This is a genomic window from uncultured Shewanella sp., assembly GCF_947501225.1.
GTDB lineage: Bacteria > Pseudomonadota > Gammaproteobacteria > Enterobacterales > Shewanellaceae > Shewanella.
The window spans coordinates 333,317-353,224 of sequence record NZ_CANMUW010000002.1; the positions used below are offsets into that span (position 1 = coordinate 333,317).

At 48.1% G+C, this 19,908-nt stretch carries 18 protein-coding genes and 3 pseudogenes; 8 read left to right on the forward strand and 13 right to left on the reverse strand.

Annotation, left to right across the window (positions count from 1 at the left end):
- Positions 1-346 precede the first annotated feature (346 nt).
- Positions 347-934, forward strand: a complete 588-nt coding sequence (gene eco, locus Q1B47_RS05055) for a serine protease inhibitor ecotin (RefSeq protein WP_299789575.1) — start codon at positions 347-349, stop codon at positions 932-934.
- Positions 935-1,068: 134 nt separating this feature from the next.
- Here eco and nrdD read toward each other — a convergent pair whose 3' ends face one another.
- Positions 1,069-2,868 carry an anaerobic ribonucleoside-triphosphate reductase gene (gene nrdD / locus Q1B47_RS05060; protein ID WP_299789578.1) on the reverse strand — a complete coding sequence of 600 codons (1,800 nt, stop codon included), beginning with the start codon at positions 2,866-2,868 and terminating at the stop codon, positions 1,069-1,071.
- A 12-nt stretch (positions 2,869-2,880) separates the two neighbouring features.
- Positions 2,881-3,333, reverse strand: a complete 453-nt coding sequence (gene nrdG / locus Q1B47_RS05065) for an anaerobic ribonucleoside-triphosphate reductase activating protein (protein ID WP_299789581.1) — start codon at positions 3,331-3,333, stop codon at positions 2,881-2,883.
- A 405-nt stretch (positions 3,334-3,738) separates the two neighbouring features.
- On the opposite strand from nrdG, the gene Q1B47_RS05070 reads away from it, so the two are divergent.
- Together Q1B47_RS05070 and Q1B47_RS05075 are read left to right on the forward strand one after the other, a co-directional pair.
- Positions 3,739-4,230 (forward strand): GNAT family N-acetyltransferase, encoded by a 492-nt coding sequence (locus tag Q1B47_RS05070; protein ID WP_299789584.1) that lies wholly within the window; start codon positions 3,739-3,741, stop codon positions 4,228-4,230.
- Between the two features lie 67 nt (positions 4,231-4,297).
- Positions 4,298-4,540: a hypothetical protein gene (locus Q1B47_RS05075; RefSeq protein WP_299789587.1), complete on the forward strand. Its 243-nt coding sequence runs from the start codon at positions 4,298-4,300 to the stop codon at positions 4,538-4,540.
- 66 nt (positions 4,541-4,606) lie between these two features.
- On the opposite strand, the gene Q1B47_RS05080 is transcribed toward Q1B47_RS05075, so the two are convergent.
- Both Q1B47_RS05080 and cobB read right to left on the reverse strand, forming a co-directional pair.
- Positions 4,607-5,056: an ATP-binding protein gene (locus tag Q1B47_RS05080; RefSeq protein ID WP_299789893.1), complete on the reverse strand. Its 450-nt coding sequence runs from the start codon at positions 5,054-5,056 to the stop codon at positions 4,607-4,609.
- 38 nt (positions 5,057-5,094) lie between these two features.
- A complete protein-coding gene (cobB, locus tag Q1B47_RS05085) occupies positions 5,095-5,856 on the reverse strand; it encodes a Sir2 family NAD+-dependent deacetylase (RefSeq protein WP_299789590.1) in 762 nt (253 codons plus the stop codon).
- A 405-nt stretch (positions 5,857-6,261) separates the two neighbouring features.
- On the opposite strand from cobB, the gene fur reads away from it, so the two are divergent.
- Positions 6,262-6,693, forward strand: a complete 432-nt coding sequence (gene fur / locus Q1B47_RS05090; protein ID WP_299789593.1) for a ferric iron uptake transcriptional regulator — start codon at positions 6,262-6,264, stop codon at positions 6,691-6,693.
- 101 nt (positions 6,694-6,794) lie between these two features.
- On the opposite strand, the gene Q1B47_RS05095 is transcribed toward fur, so the two are convergent.
- From Q1B47_RS05095 to sdhC, 9 genes are all read right to left on the reverse strand, one after another.
- Positions 6,795-7,721, reverse strand: coding sequence for an AEC family transporter (locus Q1B47_RS05095; RefSeq protein ID WP_299789596.1), 927 nt, complete (start codon positions 7,719-7,721; stop codon positions 6,795-6,797).
- Positions 7,722-7,826: 105 nt separating this feature from the next.
- Positions 7,827-8,699 (reverse strand): succinate--CoA ligase subunit alpha, encoded by an 873-nt coding sequence (gene sucD, locus Q1B47_RS05100; RefSeq protein WP_299789599.1) that lies wholly within the window; start codon positions 8,697-8,699, stop codon positions 7,827-7,829.
- Positions 8,699-9,865, reverse strand: a complete 1,167-nt coding sequence (gene sucC, locus Q1B47_RS05105; protein WP_299789602.1) for an ADP-forming succinate--CoA ligase subunit beta — start codon at positions 9,863-9,865, stop codon at positions 8,699-8,701. Before sucC ends, sucD begins: the two co-directional genes overlap by 1 nt.
- A gap of 112 nt (positions 9,866-9,977) precedes the next feature.
- Positions 9,978-11,165, reverse strand: coding sequence for a 2-oxoglutarate dehydrogenase complex dihydrolipoyllysine-residue succinyltransferase (gene odhB / locus Q1B47_RS05110; RefSeq protein ID WP_299789605.1), 1,188 nt, complete (start codon positions 11,163-11,165; stop codon positions 9,978-9,980).
- Positions 11,166-11,193: 28 nt separating this feature from the next.
- Positions 11,194-14,016, reverse strand: coding sequence for a 2-oxoglutarate dehydrogenase E1 component (sucA, locus tag Q1B47_RS05115; RefSeq protein ID WP_299789608.1), 2,823 nt, complete (start codon positions 14,014-14,016; stop codon positions 11,194-11,196).
- Positions 14,017-14,216: 200 nt separating this feature from the next.
- A complete protein-coding gene (locus Q1B47_RS05120; protein WP_299789611.1) occupies positions 14,217-14,924 on the reverse strand; it encodes a succinate dehydrogenase iron-sulfur subunit in 708 nt (235 codons plus the stop codon).
- 10 nt (positions 14,925-14,934) lie between these two features.
- Positions 14,935-16,701 carry a succinate dehydrogenase flavoprotein subunit gene (gene sdhA, locus Q1B47_RS05125; RefSeq protein WP_299789614.1) on the reverse strand — a complete coding sequence of 589 codons (1,767 nt, stop codon included), beginning with the start codon at positions 16,699-16,701 and terminating at the stop codon, positions 14,935-14,937.
- On the reverse strand, positions 16,702-17,049 hold the full coding sequence (sdhD, locus tag Q1B47_RS05130) for a succinate dehydrogenase, hydrophobic membrane anchor protein (RefSeq protein WP_299789617.1): 348 nt from the start codon (positions 17,047-17,049) through the stop codon (positions 16,702-16,704).
- On the reverse strand, positions 17,043-17,438 hold the full coding sequence (sdhC, locus tag Q1B47_RS05135) for a succinate dehydrogenase cytochrome b556 subunit (RefSeq protein ID WP_299789896.1): 396 nt from the start codon (positions 17,436-17,438) through the stop codon (positions 17,043-17,045). Before sdhC ends, sdhD begins: the two co-directional genes overlap by 7 nt.
- A 409-nt stretch (positions 17,439-17,847) precedes the next feature.
- Between sdhC and Q1B47_RS05140 the strand changes: the two genes are divergently transcribed.
- From Q1B47_RS05140 to Q1B47_RS05155, 4 genes and pseudogenes are all read left to right on the forward strand, one after another.
- Positions 17,848-19,137 (forward strand): citrate synthase, encoded by a 1,290-nt coding sequence (locus tag Q1B47_RS05140; RefSeq protein ID WP_299789621.1) that lies wholly within the window; start codon positions 17,848-17,850, stop codon positions 19,135-19,137.
- Between the two features lie 75 nt (positions 19,138-19,212).
- Positions 19,213-19,371 (forward strand): annotated as a pseudogene (locus Q1B47_RS05145) (citrate/2-methylcitrate synthase); the annotation flags it as partial.
- Between the two features lie 75 nt (positions 19,372-19,446).
- Positions 19,447-19,605, forward strand: a pseudogene (locus Q1B47_RS05150) (citrate/2-methylcitrate synthase); the annotation flags it as partial.
- A gap of 74 nt (positions 19,606-19,679) precedes the next feature.
- Positions 19,680-19,838: pseudogene (locus Q1B47_RS05155) on the forward strand (citrate/2-methylcitrate synthase); the annotation flags it as partial.
- Between the last annotated feature and the right edge of the window lie 70 nt (positions 19,839-19,908).

Consider the following 19,908-nt stretch of genomic DNA (forward strand, 5'->3'; position numbering starts at 1 on the left):
CCTACACTCTTCCACCTTCTTGGCGGGTATCGCAATTGGCTTTCTCTACTTGCGGTCAAACACCATAATTTCAGCCCCTGAGCCGATAATTTATCTCTACCGAAACAGGAGCAGGAGAAGCCCATAGTTACACATTTTACTCAAAAAACAATGGCATATTAACAGTTGAATTTACCAACCAACTCAAGTTCGGTGCCTTCGACTTTTGCAGGCACAAATTTATATGGATGCAACTGACCATAAAGTCAGACTCAAAAAAAATTTAAAATAATTAACCCCTTTTCATTTTTGTGTCGTTTATAGGGTTATCGAAACAGAAACACAGATACAATTTTTTGGAGCATTCATGAATTCATTCACATCAAGAACCGCCAAGCACGCATTCTCGGCAACCGCATTAGCACTCTCACTTCTTTCATTTAATGCACTGGCAACCAGCCCTGCGCACCCAAACGGACATAATCAGAATATGATCTCCAACCAGGTCTTCTCGGCGACAAATTATCAGCGCCTGGACGCGACAAAGATGTTCCCTATCCCGGCCGAAGGCATGGAACAGCACATACTTACCCTGCCAAGGCTCAGCGACGAGTCAAACTACATGGTTGAGATCCAGATAGGGCAAACCAAGATGCTAGATTGTAATAAGCAGATGCTAACGGGTGAACTGAAGCAGCACTCGGTCAAAGGTTGGGGCTACAACTATTACCAGGTAGACAGCATCACTGAAGGTCCCAGCACACGCATGGCTTGCATACATAAAGCTGAGCACGCTGAGGCATTTGTGCAGATAAGAGACGAGCTGAAGCTTAGCTATGATAGCCGTCTGGCCAAGGTGTTCTATCTGCCCCAAGGGAGTGAGCTAAGATACCGGGTGTGGAAAGTAGAGAGCCAGTTTAGCTATTCAAAATCGGCAGTCGCCGGCAACAGCTAACTTTCAATAATTCACTTTTTAAGCTCATGCTCTAAGCCAGAGCATCGGCAAGTTATCGACGTGCGGTGACTAAAAAGGACAAAGCGCTTTCCTTAGGCTTTGTCCTTGCTATCAAACAATCACTTCGGGTGAGATCAGCTCACCTTCTTCAGCCTGGTTTCCTCACGATGATAGTGCCTTAACGCGTGCTCCTTCTGCCTTGGCTCACTGAAACTGGTGACTCTCTTGAGGTAGCCAATCACCCGTGTAGCCCAATCGATATCCTGACTGTTACAGACGCTACAGGCGTGTAAGGTTCGCTTATCTATGTGATTACAGGTGTTGCAGATGGTCACCTTCACGTTAGTGGTCCAGTAGTTACACCCTGTCCTTGCTGCTATCTGGTATATCTTGAAATACTGCTCTGGATCCGGACTCTCATCCAGGTTCAGATGCAGCGCCGAGCCTCCGTCCAGGAACTGGGTCAGCTCTTTGCCATGAAGCACAAATTTATCCACCAGGTTTATCGATTCATCCTCTACCGGATAGAAGTAGGAGTTATAGCAATCCCTGTTAACCTTAAGCCCGGACTTTCTGTCCCACTTGGCGTTCTTGACGCCTAAGTTTTCGGCCGGCACAAATTCGGTATTAAACTTATAGCCCCAGCGACGGCTCGCATCTTTATTTGCCTGGTAGATGATCTTCAGCTGGCGTTCAACGAATGCCTTATAGTCACTGTTATTGCCTGCCACAATGCCTTGAGACTCAGCAGCCTCGACCATGCCGTTGATGCCTATGGTCAAAAACTGCTTATCGAGATGAATAAAGCCGGCATCGTACACAGGAAGCATGCCACACGCCTGATAGTGCTCCATCAGCTTCCTGTAAGCCACCTGATACTTTTGAATCTTTTCAATCTCGCCACGCAGATCTTTACCCTGCTGAATGACACGACTCAGATTCAGCGTGATAACGTTAATAGAGCCCGTAGCAACGCCGCCCGCACCTAAGGTGTAGGAGAAGCTATTGTCGGCAATTTCGTTACGCAGGCGACAGCAGGATGCCAGGGAGTCGGCGCTGTCCGACATATAGACGAAGAAGCTATTCCCTTGTGACATCTGATCACTACAGAACTCGGCAAACTCCACATCTGCCACCTGCCCCTGGTTAGTCAACATAGCCGCGGTAACAACGGGGTATGTCAGCAGGGCTATCTCCCGCTCCTTACCAAACCAGTCCATGAAGAACTTCTGCAGTTTATTTATCGATGCCCAGTTAGGTGCGTCGCCATCGGGGAACACAAAGTTTTCAAACATGGCATTGAGGAAGTTCTCCGAAAACAGGGAGATATTCCAGAATACCGATTGATATCCACGAGCCGCGGCGGGTTGGTTAAGGCTGTAGACCACGTGCTGCAGGTGCGCCTCAATCTTATCTTTAGCAGTGACCGTATAGTCATCGCCGTAGTCTTTACGGGCAAAATGGTCGAAATAGGTCAGAAACTCAACCGTCGCGACCGCACCGGCAAACTGGGCGCTGACGGCAAACACTAAATTAACGAAACAACCGCAAAAAGATTCTAAATGAAGGGGAGCTAACGACTCTCCACCGAGCTTAGTCAACCCATCGAGCAACATGGGATAGAGAGAGAGACTCACACAGTAGGGCTTGAGTGAACTCTCGTCGTGGGCATAGATCAGGTGCTCATTGATACTCCCCTCATACTCCTCGGCCAGAGACGAACCGAACAAGCTTGCGATCTGGCTCTTCATCAGATGCCTGTTTACCGCAATATTGATATCCTTATTCAGTTCGGTCTCGAGTGTCGCCAGGTTTTTAGTACTGACATTGGCGTTGGCATCATACTTAGACCCATCTGCAGCATTAGCCGCATCGATGTAATCTTGTATAAACTGCACTTTCTCTTCGATTAGCGCCGAGGGTATGTGTTCCATTATTTGATATCCTTAATCTTTAATGAATTTATAGTTAATTATTTTATTTTGAGCTAAATCGTAAAACTTCTGATTTGTATCAGGACTATCCAGCCCGCCAACTTGATCATCGAACTCACCTGTTTTAAGGAAATCCAGTTGAGCACGGATCTCTGCATCGACATGTTCTCGTCCGGTATAAAGACAGGTTTTAAACCCCATCTTCTTAGCGATTACCAGATACCCGATCAACACCTTCGGCTGCCACTCTCCACCGAAAAACAAGATACAGCTGACAAAGCCGTGATATTGATTGAGGTAGTTGCTATAGCGTTCCTCATTCAGTGGCTCGCCATACTCCTCATTCCAGAGCTCTGTCGAATGGCATCCTCTGCAACCTACATCACAACCGGTAATACTAAACAGCAAGGAGATCTCACCGGGAACCTCTTGCATGACCACTTGAGCGGGTAGAGAGTTAAACATGCTTACACCTATATATAGTGCTTAAACAAAAAACATACACAAGATATAGTAAACTGTGAACATGCAATGTGGTGAACTCTTGATATTGGTCAAACTTCAGGCAACTATTTTAATTTTGGTAAATTCGACGCTGAGATCGGCTTGCAGTCAGGTAAAAAAGCATCTAGGGAGGACAAAAACACCGAGGCGAAAATAGCCGTTTAGGCGTTTAAATCTTACTTTAGCAGCAGCTTGGTTAAGGCTATTGCTTCAACACGGGACAAATCGGCCCCCGGGTGGGTGCCATTTATTCAGATTGGTATTAGTATGTGAGTCTGTTCGGTAAATGCTCTCCTGCACTGCAACTCATGCACGCACAGAGAAGCAGAGATAGAAGCAGTCACTATGACTAAAAGGAAGCTTACAATGGAAGTGATTATCAGACATACAGAGCCCGGGGATTTTGTCGGAATACAAGCCCTTTATGCTCAAGCGGGTGCCTATTCGGGTACACTGCAACTGCCGCACCCTTCTCAACATTTGTGGCAGCAGAGGCTCGCGGCTCCCGGCCCTGACAGCTACAGCCTGGTCGCCGAAGCTAACGGCATCATAGTTGGCCAGATTGGCATGGATCTCATGAGCTCTCCACGGCGCAGACATGTCGGTAACATAGGAATGGCCGTCTGCAGCAACCAACAAAACCGGGGGATCGGCGCGCAACTTTTGGCGGCTATGCTCGACCTTGCCAACAACTGGCTGGCCGTGACACGGATCGAGCTCGAGGTATACACAGATAATGAGGCCGCTATCGCCCTGTATGAAAAGTACGGCTTTGTTAAGGAGGGAACGGCAAAAAACTATGCGTTTCGCGATGGCCGCTATGTGGATGCCTATCTTATGGCCAGAGTCTCTCTCTAAGCGAGAAGGGAAATATACTCAGGGAGTTAGCAATATTTAAGCTTCAGCGGTGCAAGGATTGGGAGTGATGGCAAGATTTACCATTAGCAGGTTGGATACGACTCAAGGCACCTTCCGCTTAACGGGCGAATGGACCCGGCCCGGCGATGATCACACCCGGACAAATAGTGACCTCACCATTCATACTCTGGATATCATGGGAACAGATGGTTGGCTTGGCTTAAAGCCAGAGAGAAATGCAACGCTTATCGATACGCTTAAAGCTGAGATAAAGTCTCATCTGCGAGCGAAGCGGCAGAAGTCAGGCTGAAACTATGTTGTGGCTTAGTTACGCCCCTCCCGCCAGACAACACCCGGTTAATCAGCTACAGATAGACTAAAACGGCTCGAACAGACCCGCCATCCTTTTTATCTGCTCCAGGGGAACACCATGACTATTACGTGCTGCGCACAAGAGCTGGTGCTCCTCATCCCGGGGCTCGCCAATTAACACATAACGGACCCGGTAGCCAAGCGCCTTGGCCGCAGCTTCATACGCCATCGACTCCCAGCGGGCCAGGTTGGTATTATCGCAGATGACGATAGGTACTGAAGCTGATAAGGCTTGAATGAAGCAGGTCAGATTACGTTGATGGTACTCGGAGAGGCGCGTGTTGTCGAAACAGTACTCTCCCGACCGGTAAAACTGGCTATCGGTCGAAAAGTGTCCTGAGCGGCGAATCAAGTCGGCAACCTCACGGGGCTGAGCGGAGATAAACTCATCGACCCAGCGGGACTTACCGCTTCCCGGCAGCCCCCGCATGATGATGGCTAAGCGGCTGTTCATGGTCTCAGGCTGCAAAGTATCATTAATAGCTTGTTGCATCAGGTCGCTTCACTAATCAGGGGCGGTGCGCACTGACCCGCCAGATCCTTGATAATGGTTCCTGACAAAATATTATCGACTAACGCAGGCACGACCTCACTGGCCTTGCCCTGTAGGTGATATTGGAACTGACTATGGCGATCGGCTGCAACCAGGTTAACTTCAACCGTTTGTGCGCCATGGTGGTTGGCGGTATCGACAAAACCTGCGGCCGGATAGACAGAACCAGAGGTGCCTATAGCGATAAAGAGATCGCAGCTATCAAGTGCGTGCTGAATTCTGTCCAGACCTATCGGCATCTCGCCGAACCAAACAACATGGGGTCTAAGCCTCTGCGCCGGAATACAACAGGTACAGGTGTGATTCGGCCCAAAAGGATCGCGCAGCAAAAAAGTTTGTCTTGAACGGGGACAACGACCCTTAGAAAGCTCACCATGCATATGCAATAAGCGTCGGGATCCGGCTCGCTCATGGAGATCGTCGATGTTTTGGGTGACCACCAACAGCTCACCTTCAAAATCCTGCTCGAGCCGCGCAAGCGCCGTATGAGCCATATTGGGTTCAACATCTCCACTGTGAAGCTGTTGCCAGCGGTTATTATAAAACCGCTCAACCAACTCGGGATCCGCCGCATAACCTTCCGGGGTGGCGACATCTTCTATCTTATGCTCTTCCCATAGCCCATCCTGGTCTCTGAATGTTCTCAGGCCCGATTCAGCTGAAATTCCAGCACCTGTTAATATCACTATCTGCCGATACATCTTCAGTCCTTCTAATTATCATCATTGATACTTCTAACGGCACTCACCTTATTACCATAGCAAGACCCGACAACAAAACAGATCTGACCCGTTAGTCTAAGGTATAGCGAGCCGATACACGCAAATTTCCGGCCCGTTTACGATAATCACAGCAATTTTGCCTAAAGTTCCCTCTGTAGGATATTGGTCATTAGTATAAAACCAATAATAACAATACAAAAAGTAAGCCTAAAAAACAGGTTTTATCGCGATTATGAGGGAGTTTTAGGCGATTTATTTATTTATGCAGTCATAAAGCAAGATCAAAGGTTTATGTTTTCAATTTGTGCACATATAATAGATTCCAGTATTCACAAATGAACCGATATTGGCTTGGCTAATGGTTCTGCAATCAAGAGATTAGTAATGACAGATGGAAATCTAGCGCTAAAGAAGGCGGGTTTGAAAGTTACCTTACCACGAGTCAAGATCCTAGAACTGATGCAAGGACCGGAAAACCAACACATCAGTGCAGAAGATCTGTATAAGACTTTACTCGATTTAGGTGAAGAGATTGGCCTTGCAACCGTATACCGGGTACTTAACCAGTTTGATGATGCGGGTATCGTCACGCGTCACCATTTCGAGAGTGGTAAAGCAGTATTTGAGCTTGCTACCCAACACCATCATGATCATCTGGTTTGCTTATCTTGCGGTAAGGTGATCGAGTTTTCTGATGATGTTATCGAAGCGCGCCAGGATGAGATCGCGATGAAGCACAACATTAAGCTGACCAACCATAGTCTATACCTCTATGGCGTTTGCACTAATGATGAGTGCGATCACGGCGACGCCTGATACCCGAAGCCCGACCCAGTTTCAGCAGTCCCGGTGACTGCAATCTAAAAACCAGCTCTATGCTGGTTTTTTTATACCTGAGATTTTTCAATCCCCCCTTCTTATAACAGTACCCACAACCAGAAGCTAAAGCTGAACACCGAAAGTATGGTCGACAAAACGACCGTACTGGCCAGAGTCGATTGTTGTGACTTTAACTGGGTCGCGACAAGGTAGGCATTTACTCCCAAAGGAGATGCACTCATCAACACCACCAGCGACACCTGTTGATGATTGAGAGCCAACAGATAGTTTCCACACAGATAAACCAGAGCCGGTAAGAGCAGTAGCTTAAAAATGCTGGCGAACATAGATGCCAACCAATTATCGCCGATACGATAGAAGCTTAAGTTTGCCCCCAAGACAAACAGGGCACAGGCTAAGGCTGGCTCGGAGATGAGCGTTAGCGCGGCGATGAGTTCCCGGTGAACAGGCACACCGATAGCATTGCAGACCAGTCCAGCCGTGATACTGAGTACCACAGGATTAATCACCAGTGTTCTGCCAAAGGTTCGCCACGAAAAACCATCGATAGAGTGTCTGGCCGCCAATAAGAAAGTTAATGCAAACAGGATGGCGCTGTGAAACGTGATGATGGCGAAGACACTCCCCATCATCTGCTCGCCAAGCGCCGCGATAATCACCGGCAGGCCTATCAGAATCGTATTGGAGTAACTGCAGCCTAAGGCAAACACGCTGCTGCCGGCACCTGTGCCCCTCCCCCTTTCCATCAGATAGCGGTTAAACAGGAAACCCAGCAGGTAAATACCGAGCACAGGAAGATAGAAAGCCGCTAGCATATTAATATCAAAGCTTTTCTCCAAATGTGCCAGGTACATATTTAAAAACAGGAAGACGGGAATACAGAGATTAAAGGCAAACTTACTGATCCCTCCTATCTGCGACTTACTGAAAAATTGAAAATGGGTCACCCAGTAACCAAGGAGTACCATGCATAGAAGCGGAAAGGTGATAGAGATAATTGTCATTGAGTTGCCGGGTAGATCGCTAAGAATTGAAGTGGCTAAGGACAGGAGTCAGCCTCGGCTAACAAAAAAGGCGCCAATGGCGCCTTTTGTAACGAGCGATAAAGATTACCAGCCCGTCTTAGTGCGTAGTGCAGTACCAATTTCGGCAAGTGAGCGTACTGTCGTCACGCCTGCAGCTTCAAGCGCAGCAAACTTGTCTTCAGCCGTACCCTTACCGCCGGCGATGATAGCACCGGCATGGCCCATACGCTTACCGGCAGGAGCAGTAACACCCGCAATGTATGAAACCACAGGCTTAGTCACATTAGCCTTGATATACTCAGCCGCTTCCTCTTCAGCTGTACCACCAATTTCACCAATCATTACGATGGCTTCTGTCAGCGGATCGTTTTGGAACATCTCCAACACGTCGATGAAGTTAGTACCCGGAATTGGGTCACCGCCGATACCAACACATGTTGATTGGCCGAAACCTTCATCGGTAGTCTGCTTAACCGCTTCGTAGGTCAGTGTACCTGAACGGGAAACGATACCGACTTTACCCGGCTTGTGGATGTGACCCGGCATGATACCAATTTTACACTCACCGGGAGTGATAACACCCGGACAGTTTGGACCGATCATGCGAACGCCGGTCTCTTCAAGCTTAACTTTAACTTCAAGCATATCCAGAGTAGGAATACCTTCAGTAATGCATACGATTAGCTCGATGCCACCGTCGATAGCTTCAAGAATTGCATCTTTACAGAAAGGTGCAGGTACGTAGATAACAGTCGCAGTCGCGCCGGTTTCAGCCACGGCATCTTTAACAGTGTTAAAAACCGGAAGACCTAGATGAACCTGACCGCCTTTTCCTGGTGATACACCGCCGACCATCTGAGTGCCATACGCGATAGCTTGCTCAGAGTGGAAAGTACCTTGACCACCGGTGAACCCCTGACAGATAACTTTGGTATCTTTATTAATTAATACAGACATTATTTGCCCTCCGCTGCAGCAACAACTTTAACAGCAGCATCAGTCAGTGACTCGGCTGCGATAATGTCAAGACCAGAACTGGCCAATACATCACGACCCAGATCGGCATTAGTACCTTCGAGACGAACAACAACCGGCACTTCAACACCCACCTCTTTTACAGCGCCGATAATACCTTCGGCGATCATGTCACAACGTACGATACCGCCAAAGATGTTCACAAGAACCGCTTTAACATTATCGTCAGACAGGATGATCTTAAACGCTTCGGCTACACGCTCTTTGGTCGCACCGCCACCAACATCGAGGAAGTTAGCCGGCTTGCCGCCGTGCAGGTTTACGATATCCATCGTACCCATGGCAAGGCCAGCACCGTTAACCATACAGCCTACGTTACCGTCCAGTGCAACATAGTTCAGCTCAAACTTAGCCGCATGCGCTTCACGTGCATCATCTTGTGATGGGTCGTGCATATCACGGATCTTTGGTTGACGGAATAAAGCGTTACCATCGATACCAATCTTACCGTCCAGACAGTGAATGTTGCCCTCTTCGGTGATTACCAGAGGGTTAATCTCCAAAAGTGCAAAATCGTGATCATTGAACATGTTCGCCAGACCCATAAAGACCTTAGTGAACTGCTTCATCTGTGTTGGAGTCAGACCCAACTTGAAGCCAAGGTCACGCGCCTGGTATGGCTGAGGGCCTGTCAAAGGATCGATAATCGCTTTATGGATCAACTCCGGCGTCTCTTCTGCAACAGTCTCAATCTCAACACCACCTTCGGTCGACGCCATAAATACGACACGACGGGTAGCACGATCGACAACGGCACCAAGATAAAGCTCATTAGCGATATCTGTGCAGCTCTCAACTAAGATCTTTGCAACAGGCTGACCTTTCTCATCGGTCTGGTAAGTAACCAGGTTCTTACCTAACCAATGTTCAGCGAAAGCTCTGATCTCTTCTTTATCGCCGGTAACTTTAACGCCACCTGCTTTACCACGGCCGCCTGCGTGTACTTGACACTTAACAACCCACATATCTCCGCCAATATGGCCGGCAGCTTCTACAGCTTCTTGAGCCGTATCACATGCAAAACCTTCTGACACTGGTAAACCATATTCGGCAAATAGGGCTTTTGCCTGATACTCATGCAAATTCATGATGATCTATCCGTATACTTCTTATCAAATCCAACTGGCCTCTTGGGGCCAGTAACGAGGGTGTTACTCACTACCTCAATGAGGCAGTGAGTACGATGTCACTGCGCTATTATTATAAATCAAGCAGTAAACGAGTTGGGTCTTCCAGGAAGTCCTTAATGGCAACCAGGAATCCAACAGACTCACGACCATCGACAATACGATGATCGTAAGATAGTGCCAGGTACATCATAGGCAGGATTTCAACCTGTCCATTGACTGCCATAGGGCGATCTTTGATGGCATGCATGCCTAAGATTGCACTTTGTGGCAGGTTCAAAATTGGTGTAGACATTAGTGAGCCAAATACACCACCGTTAGTCACGGTGAAATTACCACCGGTCATATCATCAACGGTGAGCTTACCGTCACGACCTTTGATGGCTAATTCACGAACGTTACGTTCGATATCGGCAAGACTCATAGTATCGGTATCGCGAAGCACCGGTGTTACCAGGCCGCGTGGCGTAGAAACTGCGATACTCACGTCGAAGTAGTTGTGATAAACCAGATCATCGCCATCGATAGAAGCGTTAACTTCCGGGTAGCGCTTCAATGCTTCGGTTACAGCCTTAACATAGAAAGACATGAAGCCAAGGCGAATGCCATGACGCTTCTCGAAGATCTCCTGATATTGCTTACGGATATCCATGATAGGCTTCATGTTAACTTCGTTAAACGTCGTCAGCATGGCCGTTGAGTTTTTAGCCTCAAGCAGGCGATTAGCGATTGTCTTACGAAGACGTGTCATAGGTACACGCTTCTCGCTACGCTCGGCCATAGGGGCTACGGCTTGTGGAGCGCTTACAGGTGCGGGTGCCGCTTTAGCATCTTTAACGAAGGCTTCAACATCTTCTTTAGTGATACGACCACCAACACCTGTACCTTTTACTTGAGCGGCATCGACATTGTGCTCGGCAATTAAGCGGCGAACAGACGGGCTGAGTGCATCATTTGACTCTTCTGCAGCCTCAGGAACGACAGCTTCGGCTTCCGCCTTAGTGACCTCCTGGCCTGCCACAGCGCCGGCAACAAATTTAGCGATAACAGCTTCGGCAAGGACTGTGTCCCCCTCTTCGGCTAAGAACTCAGCGATTTGACCATCTTCAGGGGCCACAACTTCGAGTACAACTTTATCAGTTTCGATATCTACTAAGTTTTGATCGCGAGAAACTTGTTCACCAGCTTGGACGTGCCAAGTAGCAATCGTTGCATCGGCAACTGATTCTGGCAATACGGGTACCTTAATTTCGATACTCATGGGGAGCTATCCTTTTAATTATCTGTTACTACAGTTTTAACGCACTATTAATCAAAGATTCTTGTTGTTGAGCATGCAATGCCGGGTAACCACATGCAGGCGCAGCAGAGGCTTCGCGTCCGGCATAAGTTAACTGTGCACCTGCTGGAATCGATGTCCAGAAATGATGCTGGCTGCAGTACCAGGCGCCTTGGTTCTGAGGTTCTTCCTGGCACCAGACAAAATCTTTAACGTGCTGGTAATCGGCTAAAATCGTGTCGATATCGTCATGTGGGAACGGATAGAGCTGTTCCACACGAACGAGAGCCACATTGGTGATATTCTCTTTACGACGTTTTTCTAATAGTTCGAAGTAGACTTTACCACTACAGAAAACAACACGGTCTACCTTAGCATTATCTAAGCTATCCATCTCGGGGATAATATTCTGGAAACTGCCTTCGGCGAGCTCTTCCATGCTGGATACTGCTAACGGATGACGTAACAACGATTTAGGAGACATCACTACCAGCGGACGACGCATAGGCCTGACGACCTGGCGACGTAACATGTGATAGACCTGTGCCGGTGTTGACGGCACACAGACCTGCATATTGTGGTTCGCACAAAGCTGCAGGAATCGCTCCAGACGGGCACTGGAGTGCTCGGGCCCCTGCCCCTCATAGCCGTGAGGCAGTAGCATTGTCAGGCCACACAGTCGGCCCCACTTCTGCTCACCCGATGAGAGGAACTGGTCGATCACCACCTGAGCACAGTTGGCAAAGTCACCAAATTGCGCTTCCCAGAGCGTGAGTCCACCCGGCTCCGCAGTAGCGTAACCATATTCGAATGCCAGCACGGATGCCTCAGACAGCACCGAATCTGTAATATCGATAGGCCCTTGATCATCGGCGATGTTGCGAAGCGGCATATAAGCTGTCGCATCATTTTGATTGTGCAGAACTGCATGACGATGGAAGAAGGTACCACGCCCGGAATCCTGGCCTGTGATGCGGACACGCTGCTTATCTTCAAGAATCGACGCATACGCCAGCGTCTCGGCAAAGCCCCAGTCCAGCAGTTTTTCACCACTGGCCATCAGGGCCCTGTCTTTGTAGATTTTACCCACACGTGACTGAAGCTTGTGACTCTCAGGCACATAACTGATCTTTTCAGCCAGGTGCTTGATGCGTTCCATCGGTAACTGTGCCGGATAGGCATCATCCCACTCTTTGTTGATATATGGAGACCAGTCAACCGAATGCAAGGTCATAGGACGCCACTCTGGCACCACACAGTCACCGTGATCCAGTGCATCACGATAATCGTTGATCATCGAAGTGACATCATCGGCCCCTAAGGTGCTTTCAGCAATCAACTTGTCGGCATAGATCTTACGTGGTGTCGGGTGTTTCTTGATTTTCGCGTACATCAAGGGCTGAGTCGCGCTGGGCTCATCGGCTTCGTTATGACCATGGCGACGGTAACAAACCAGGTCGATAACCACATCACGCTTAAATTCATTGCGATAATCGACGGCAAGCTGAGATACGAAGGCCACGGCCTCGGGATCGTCTGCATTGACGTGGAAGATGGGTGCCTGCACCATCTTAGCGATATCGGTACAATATTCAGTCGAACGGACGTCTTCGGTCAGGTTAGTGGTAAAACCAACCTGATTATTCACTACGATTCGAATGCTGCCACCGACTCTAAAACCACGGGTCTGAGACATGTTAAATGTCTCTTGTACGATACCTTGCCCTGTGATGGCTGAATCGCCATGAACCGTGATAGGCAGAACCTGCAGACCATCTTCGCAGCCTCGGCGATCGAGTCGGGCACGTACCGAGCCCATAACCACGGGATTGACGATCTCAAGGTGCGATGGGTTAAACGCCAATGCGAGGTGAACATTACCACCCGGCGTTTCAAAATCTGATGAGAACCCTTGGTGATATTTAACGTCACCTGAACCGTTAAGTGCATCGCTGTGCTTACCGGCAAACTCATCAAACAGTTCAGATGGCTTTTTACCTAAGATATTAATCAATAAGTTAAGACGGCCACGGTGAGCCATGCCAACAACGACCTCTTTCGTCCCGGCTTCCCCGGCACGATAGATGATCTCGCGCATCATAGGTACTAATGCATCGCCACCTTCCAGCGAGAAGCGTTTAGCCCCGGGGAATTTTGCCCCCAGATACTTTTCCATACCTTCGGCAGCATTTAAGCCCTCTAAGATACGGGTTTTAACAGGTTTGTCGTAATTAGCTCTACCTAGAGAGGGCTCCAACCTTTGTTGAATCCAGCGCTTCTCGTCTGTATCGGTAATGTGCATGTATTCAGCACCGATAGAGCCACAATATGTCGCTTTAAGGGCTTTAATCAGGTCTGAAAGCTGCATGGTTTCACCACCATGAGCAAATGAACCTGTATTGAATTCACGCTGCATATCTTCGCCAGTCAGGCCATGGAAGGCCGGGTCCAGTTCAGAGACAGGTTCGCGCTTCCACAGCTCCAGAGGGTCTAAATTAGCATTCTGGTGACCGCGGAATCGATGAGCATTGATCATCTGCAGGACTTTAACTTGCTTAGCATCGACTTCAGGATCTGTCACACGGGCAGAACCCTTCTGACGACCTTCAAGCGCTAAACTACGAAAATAATCACGTACTTTAGAGTGTGCGGCTTCCGGTACATCTTTAGATGCGCCATCCGCGTAAGGGAGGTTATCAAACACCACTTGCCAGTCCTGGGAAACAGACTGAGGGTCTTCTTGATAGGCTTCATACATCTCTTCTACATAGGTCGAATTGGCACCACTTAGATGTGATGATTCGAGCCAGGCTTTCATGATGCCTTGGTGCATTTCTATTCCTTTCAAACTTTATACACTGTTTAGCCAAAGTCTTAAGTGTCTATCTCTTTGTATTCGCAACAAGAAATAGACAATCTGTGCCGCCCGAAAGCGATATACTGTAGTTCCTTTACATAAAAGAGCCACTTCCCAAATGAGAAGTGACTCCCTTCGAGCTATATTATTATTGCTTTTAGCTCTCTAATTTGCATTTACACTGCTCTCTTCAGCAACATGGACTTGATATGCCCGATTGCTTTTGTTGGATTCAGCCCTTTAGGACAAACATCCACACAGTTCATGATGCCATGGCAACGGAATACGCTGTACGCATCATCAAGCTCAGATAAACGCTCTTCAGTTGCTGTATCACGGCTATCGATCAGGAATCGATAAGCGTGCAGTAAGCCACTCGGCCCGATAAACTTATCCGGGTTCCACCAGAAAGATGGACAGGCGGTCGAACAACAAGCACACATGATACATTCATATAATCCATCTAAATGTTCACGCTCCTCCGGTGATTGCAGATGCTCACGCGCTGGCGTTTTTTCATCGTTAATCAGGTAAGGCTTGATCTTCTCATACTGCTTGTAGAACTGTGATAAGTCTACAATAACATCTCTGACAACGGGCATTCCAGGTAGTGGTCTGATCTCTAACTTTTTACCTTTAAAGGTAGAGATTGGCGTGATACACGCCAGACCGTTTTTACCATTCATGTTTAAGCCATCTGATCCACATACGCCTTCACGGCATGAGCGACGGAAAGCTAACGTTGGATCTTGCTCTTTCAGAAGCATCAACGCGTCCAGTACCATCATATCGGTCCCTTCGGCAACTTCCAATGTATAATCCTTCATGTAAGGCTTAGCGTCTACATCAGGATTATAGCGATAAACTGCGATATTCAAATTCATCTCAATTTCCTTAGTAAGTACGCTTAATCGGCGGGAATGCATCACGAAGCTTAGGCTCCATGTTCACATCACGCTTGGTCATCTGCTCGGTAACAGGGTCAAACAAGCTGTGGCACAACCAATTTTCATCGTCACGATCCAGGAAGTCTTCGCGGGAGTGCGCACCACGGCTTTCGGTACGATAGTTAGCCGCATAAGCTGTCGCAATCGCAGTTGCCATCAGGTTATCGAGCTCTAAGCACTCGATGCGCTGAGTATTAAACTCGGTCGAGTTATCTGACAGCTTGGCATTTTCCAGACGTTTACGTATCGCTTTAAGCTCCTTAAGGCCTTCAGCCATCGCATCACCGCTGCGAAACACTGAGAAGTTAAGCTGCATACAGAGCTGTAGATCTTTACGGATCTGTACAGGATCTTCGCCGTCTTTGTTGTTTTCCCAGCGATTCAGGCGCTCGAGTGATTTAGCGATCTCCGCTTCAGTAGCATCGACTGGTGTTGCAGTCTCATCCAGCGCCTTACCAAGGTGTTGACCCGCCGCGCGACCAAAGACCACCAGATCAAGTAGTGAGTTACCACCGAGGCGGTTAGCGCCGTGTACAGATACACAGGCAATCTCGCCGACAGCAAACAGACCAACGACGTCGCTCTCTGTGCCATCGGCATTCTTGCGCAGCACCTGACCGCTAACCTTAGCCGGCAAGCCACCCATCATATAATGACAGGTAGGAAGAACAGGGATAGGACCGTCGGCGGGATCGATATGAGCGAAGGTACGTGATAGTTCACATACACCCGGAAGGCGGGCTTCAAGTGTCTCTTTACCTAAGTGGTCAAGCTTCAACAGACAGTGAGGGCCTAGCGGGCCATCGAGGCCGCGCCCTTCACGGATCTCTGTCATCATAGAGCGGGCAACGACGTCACGGGAAGCCAGGTCCTTCGCATTCGGAGCATAACGCTCCATGAAACGCTCGCCATCTTTATTGAGCAGGTATCCGCCTTCACCACGACAACCTTCGGTCACAAGTACCCCCGCACCGGCGATACCGGTTGGGTGGAACTGCCACATCTCCATATCTTGCATCTGCACGCCGGCACGCATCGCCATACCAACACCGTCACCGGTATTGATGTGAGCATTGGTGGTGGAAGCGTAGATTCGCCCTGCACCACCGGTTGCCAGTACGGTAGCCTTAGCTTTGAAATAAACGATGTCGCCGCTTTCGATATCGATAGCAGTACAACCTACGATAGCGCCGTCTTCATTTTTCACCAGATCCAGTGCATACCACTCAGAGAAAACTTCTGTTTTATGTTTAACATTTTGCTGGTATAGGCAGTGTAGAAGCGCATGACCGGTACGGTCAGCCGCCGCTGCGGTACGCGCAGCCTGCTCACCACCAAAGTTTTTAGATTGTCCACCGAAAGGGCGCTGATAAATTTTACCATTTTCGAAACGAGAAAACGGAAGTCCCATCTGCTCAAGTTCGATCACTGCCTCTGGACCTGTTTTGCACATAAACTCGATGGCTTCCTGGTCACCGATAAAATCGGAGCCCTTGACCGTATCGTACATGTGCTGTTCCCAGTGATCTTCATGGGCATTACCTAGGGCAACTGTGATACCACCCTGTGCAGAAACCGTATGAGAACGTGTTGGGAATACTTTAGATAAAAGCGCGCAACTCTTACCCTCTTTAGAAATCTGTAATGCGGCTCGCATACCCGCGCCACCGGCGCCGATAACAATTGCATCAAACTCGCGAACTGGAATACTCACTTAAACACCCCACACTATCAAAATGCCTGCTGCCAAGTAAGAGAAGGCTGCTACGACAAAAACAAACTGAAGTACACCACGCAGAGCGAGTGGCTTGACATAGTCGGTAAGTACTTGCCAGATGCCGATCCAGGAGTGAACTAACACTGAAATCAGGGCAAGTAAGGTGAAGACTTTCATCGACAATGAGCTGAACAAGCCATGCCATGCCTCATAAGTCAGTGGAGAGCTAAAGGCAACGAATCCGACCAGGAAGATGGTGTAACAGGCCAGGATGATTGCACTTGCACGTATAAGAATAAAGTCATGGACACCGCTGCGACCAAGACTTGCTGCGTTAGTTACCATACCCAAATCCCCACTATGATTGAAAACACGATTGACAATGCAAACGCGGCTTTTGCCGAAGCTATGCCTGAGGCCAACTCTTCCCAACGCCCGCTATCCATTATCAGATGACGGACGCCAACGATAAGGTGATAACCAAGAGCCGTAAGAATTCCCCAAATGACAAACTTAACCAACAAATTATCAAAAAGAGATTGTGTCACTGCGAAACTCTCAGGAGATGCTAAAGATTCATTTAGCAACCAGATAAGAATACCGACAGCAAACAGCATGATGACACCGGAAACACGGTGAAGAATGGACGCAATCGCTGTTGCAGGAAAGCGAATGGTCTGCAGATCTAAATGGACAGGTCTTTGCTTTTTCACGTTCTGCTCACTCTGCTCAATTGAGCTATATTTTTGTTATACGAAACGCTTTCGTTCAATTTTTAACTGTGATGTAGGTCACAATCAAGGTCTGCGCAAAAGAAAAGTTTAAACACACCATTAACAATTTAGATCTCACTAATTAAGCATGTAAAAAAGTGTTAACTAAATAGCAATGAATGCAGCTCTGAAGAGCCGGGTCAAGTATACGCGGGGCAAATGTCAAATACAAACATCACATTATGCAAATTTTGTTTTTTTGGTAAAAAAATCTGCCAAGCTCCTGTTCTAACATGGAGTTTGTGCAAAATAAGACCATGGTCTAACGAATTTAAACACTTATTTAAATTGAAATGTGATCTAGATTCACTGTAAAGTATTGTCGTTTGATAAGCCGCACTCACATAAGAATGAAGTAAGGAGAACGGGTATGGCTGATAATATAGCCAAATTAGAACTACCAGGGAATGAATCAATCGATCTGCCAGTCAAAGAGGGCACGGCAGGATTTGATGTTATTGACATCAGTAAGCTAGGTAGTAAAGGTCACTTTACCTTCGATCCAGGATTTCTCGCAACAGCTTCCTGTGAATCAGCAATTACCTACATTGATGGCGCCCAGGGAATACTGCTTCACCGCGGTTACCCGATAGGTGAACTAGCCGTTGATTCAGATTATTTAGATCTTTGTTACTTGCTCCTATACGGAGAGTTACCATCTAAATCTCAGTATGAAAAGTTCTGTCATACTGTGAAAAACCATACCATGGTGAACGAACAACTGGCCGCCTTCTTCCGAGGTTTCAGACGTGACGCTCACCCAATGGCAATGCTTTGTGGTGTAACCGGAGCCTTATCTGCATTTTACCAGGACTCTTTAGATGTCAACGACGAGCGCCACCGCGAAATCGCTGCCTTCCGTCTGGTCTCTAAAATGCCGACTATCGCAGCCATGTGTTACAAATACTCTATCGGCCAACCATTCGTGTACCCACGCAATGATTTGAGCTATGCGGGTAACTTCCTCAGCATGATGTTTGCTGTTCCTTGCGAAGAGTACAAGGTTAACCCTATCGTTGAACGCGCTATGGATCGCATCTTTATTCTTCATGCCGATCATGAGCAAAACGCATCAACCTCTACCGTACGTCTTGCAGGCTCTTCGGGTGCAAACCCATTTGCATGTATTGCTGCGGGTATCGCATCACTGTGGGGACCCGCTCACGGTGGAGCAAATGAAGCATGTTTGAAGATGTTGGAAGAGATTGGCAGTGTCGATCGAATTCCGGAGTTCATCGCACGAGCCAAGGATAAAGAAGATCCTTTCCGCTTGATGGGCTTTGGACATCGTGTTTATAAGAACTTCGATCCACGTGCGAAGGTCATGCGTGAAACCTGTCATGAAGTCCTGGGTGAGTTAAAAGTTAACGACCCACTGCTGGATGTTGCTATGGAGTTGGAACGTATCGCACTTGAAGATGAGTATTTCGTCTCTAAGAAGCTTTACCCTAATGTTGATTTCTACTCAGGCATCATCATGAAGGCTATCGGTATTCCAACCAGCATGTTCACCGTTCTGTTCGCCCTGGCGCGTACGGTCGGTTGGATTGCTCACTGGAAAGAGATGCTGGATCAGCCTGGTCATAAGATCAGCCGCCCACGTCAGCTCTACACCGGTGAAGATGAGCGTAGCTTTATCCCTAAAGAGCATCGTGAATAAGCAGTTCTGACTTTCAGAATCTGCTAACAAAAAACGGCACTCCCTGAGTGCCTTTTTTATTACTCATCCATCTGCATGTTCACTCTGATATGGTTCGCCCTGGCGCGTACGGTCGGTTGGATTGCTCACTGGAAAGAGATGCTGGATCAGCCTGGTCATAAGATCAGCCGACCACGCCAGCTCTATACCGGTGAAGATGAACGTAGCTTCATCCCTAAAGAGCATCGTGAATAAGCAGTTCTGACATTCAAAATCTGCTAACAAAAAAGGGCACTTTCTGAGTGCCTTTTTTATTACTCATCCATCTGCATGTTCACTCTGATATGGTTCGCCCTGGCGCGTACGGTCGGTTGGATTGCTCACTGGAAAGAGATGCTGGATCAGCCTGGTCATAAGATCAGCCGGCCACGCCAGCTCTATACCGGTGAAGATGAACGTAGCTTCATCCCTAAAGAGCATCGTGAATAAGCAGTTCTGACGTTTAGAATCTGCTAACAAAAAAGGCACTTTCTGAGTGCCTTTTTTATTACTCATCCATCTTCATGTTCACTCTGATATGGTTCGCCCTTGCGCGTACGGTCGGATGGATTGCTCACTGGAAAGAGATGCTGGATCAGCCTGGTCATAAGATCAGCCGGCCACGTCAGCTCTATACCGGTGAAGATGAACGTAGCTTCATCCCTAAAGAGCATCGTGAATAAGCAGTTCTGACATTCAGAATCTGCTAACAAAAAAGGGCACTTTCTGAGTGCTTTTTTATTACTCATCAAT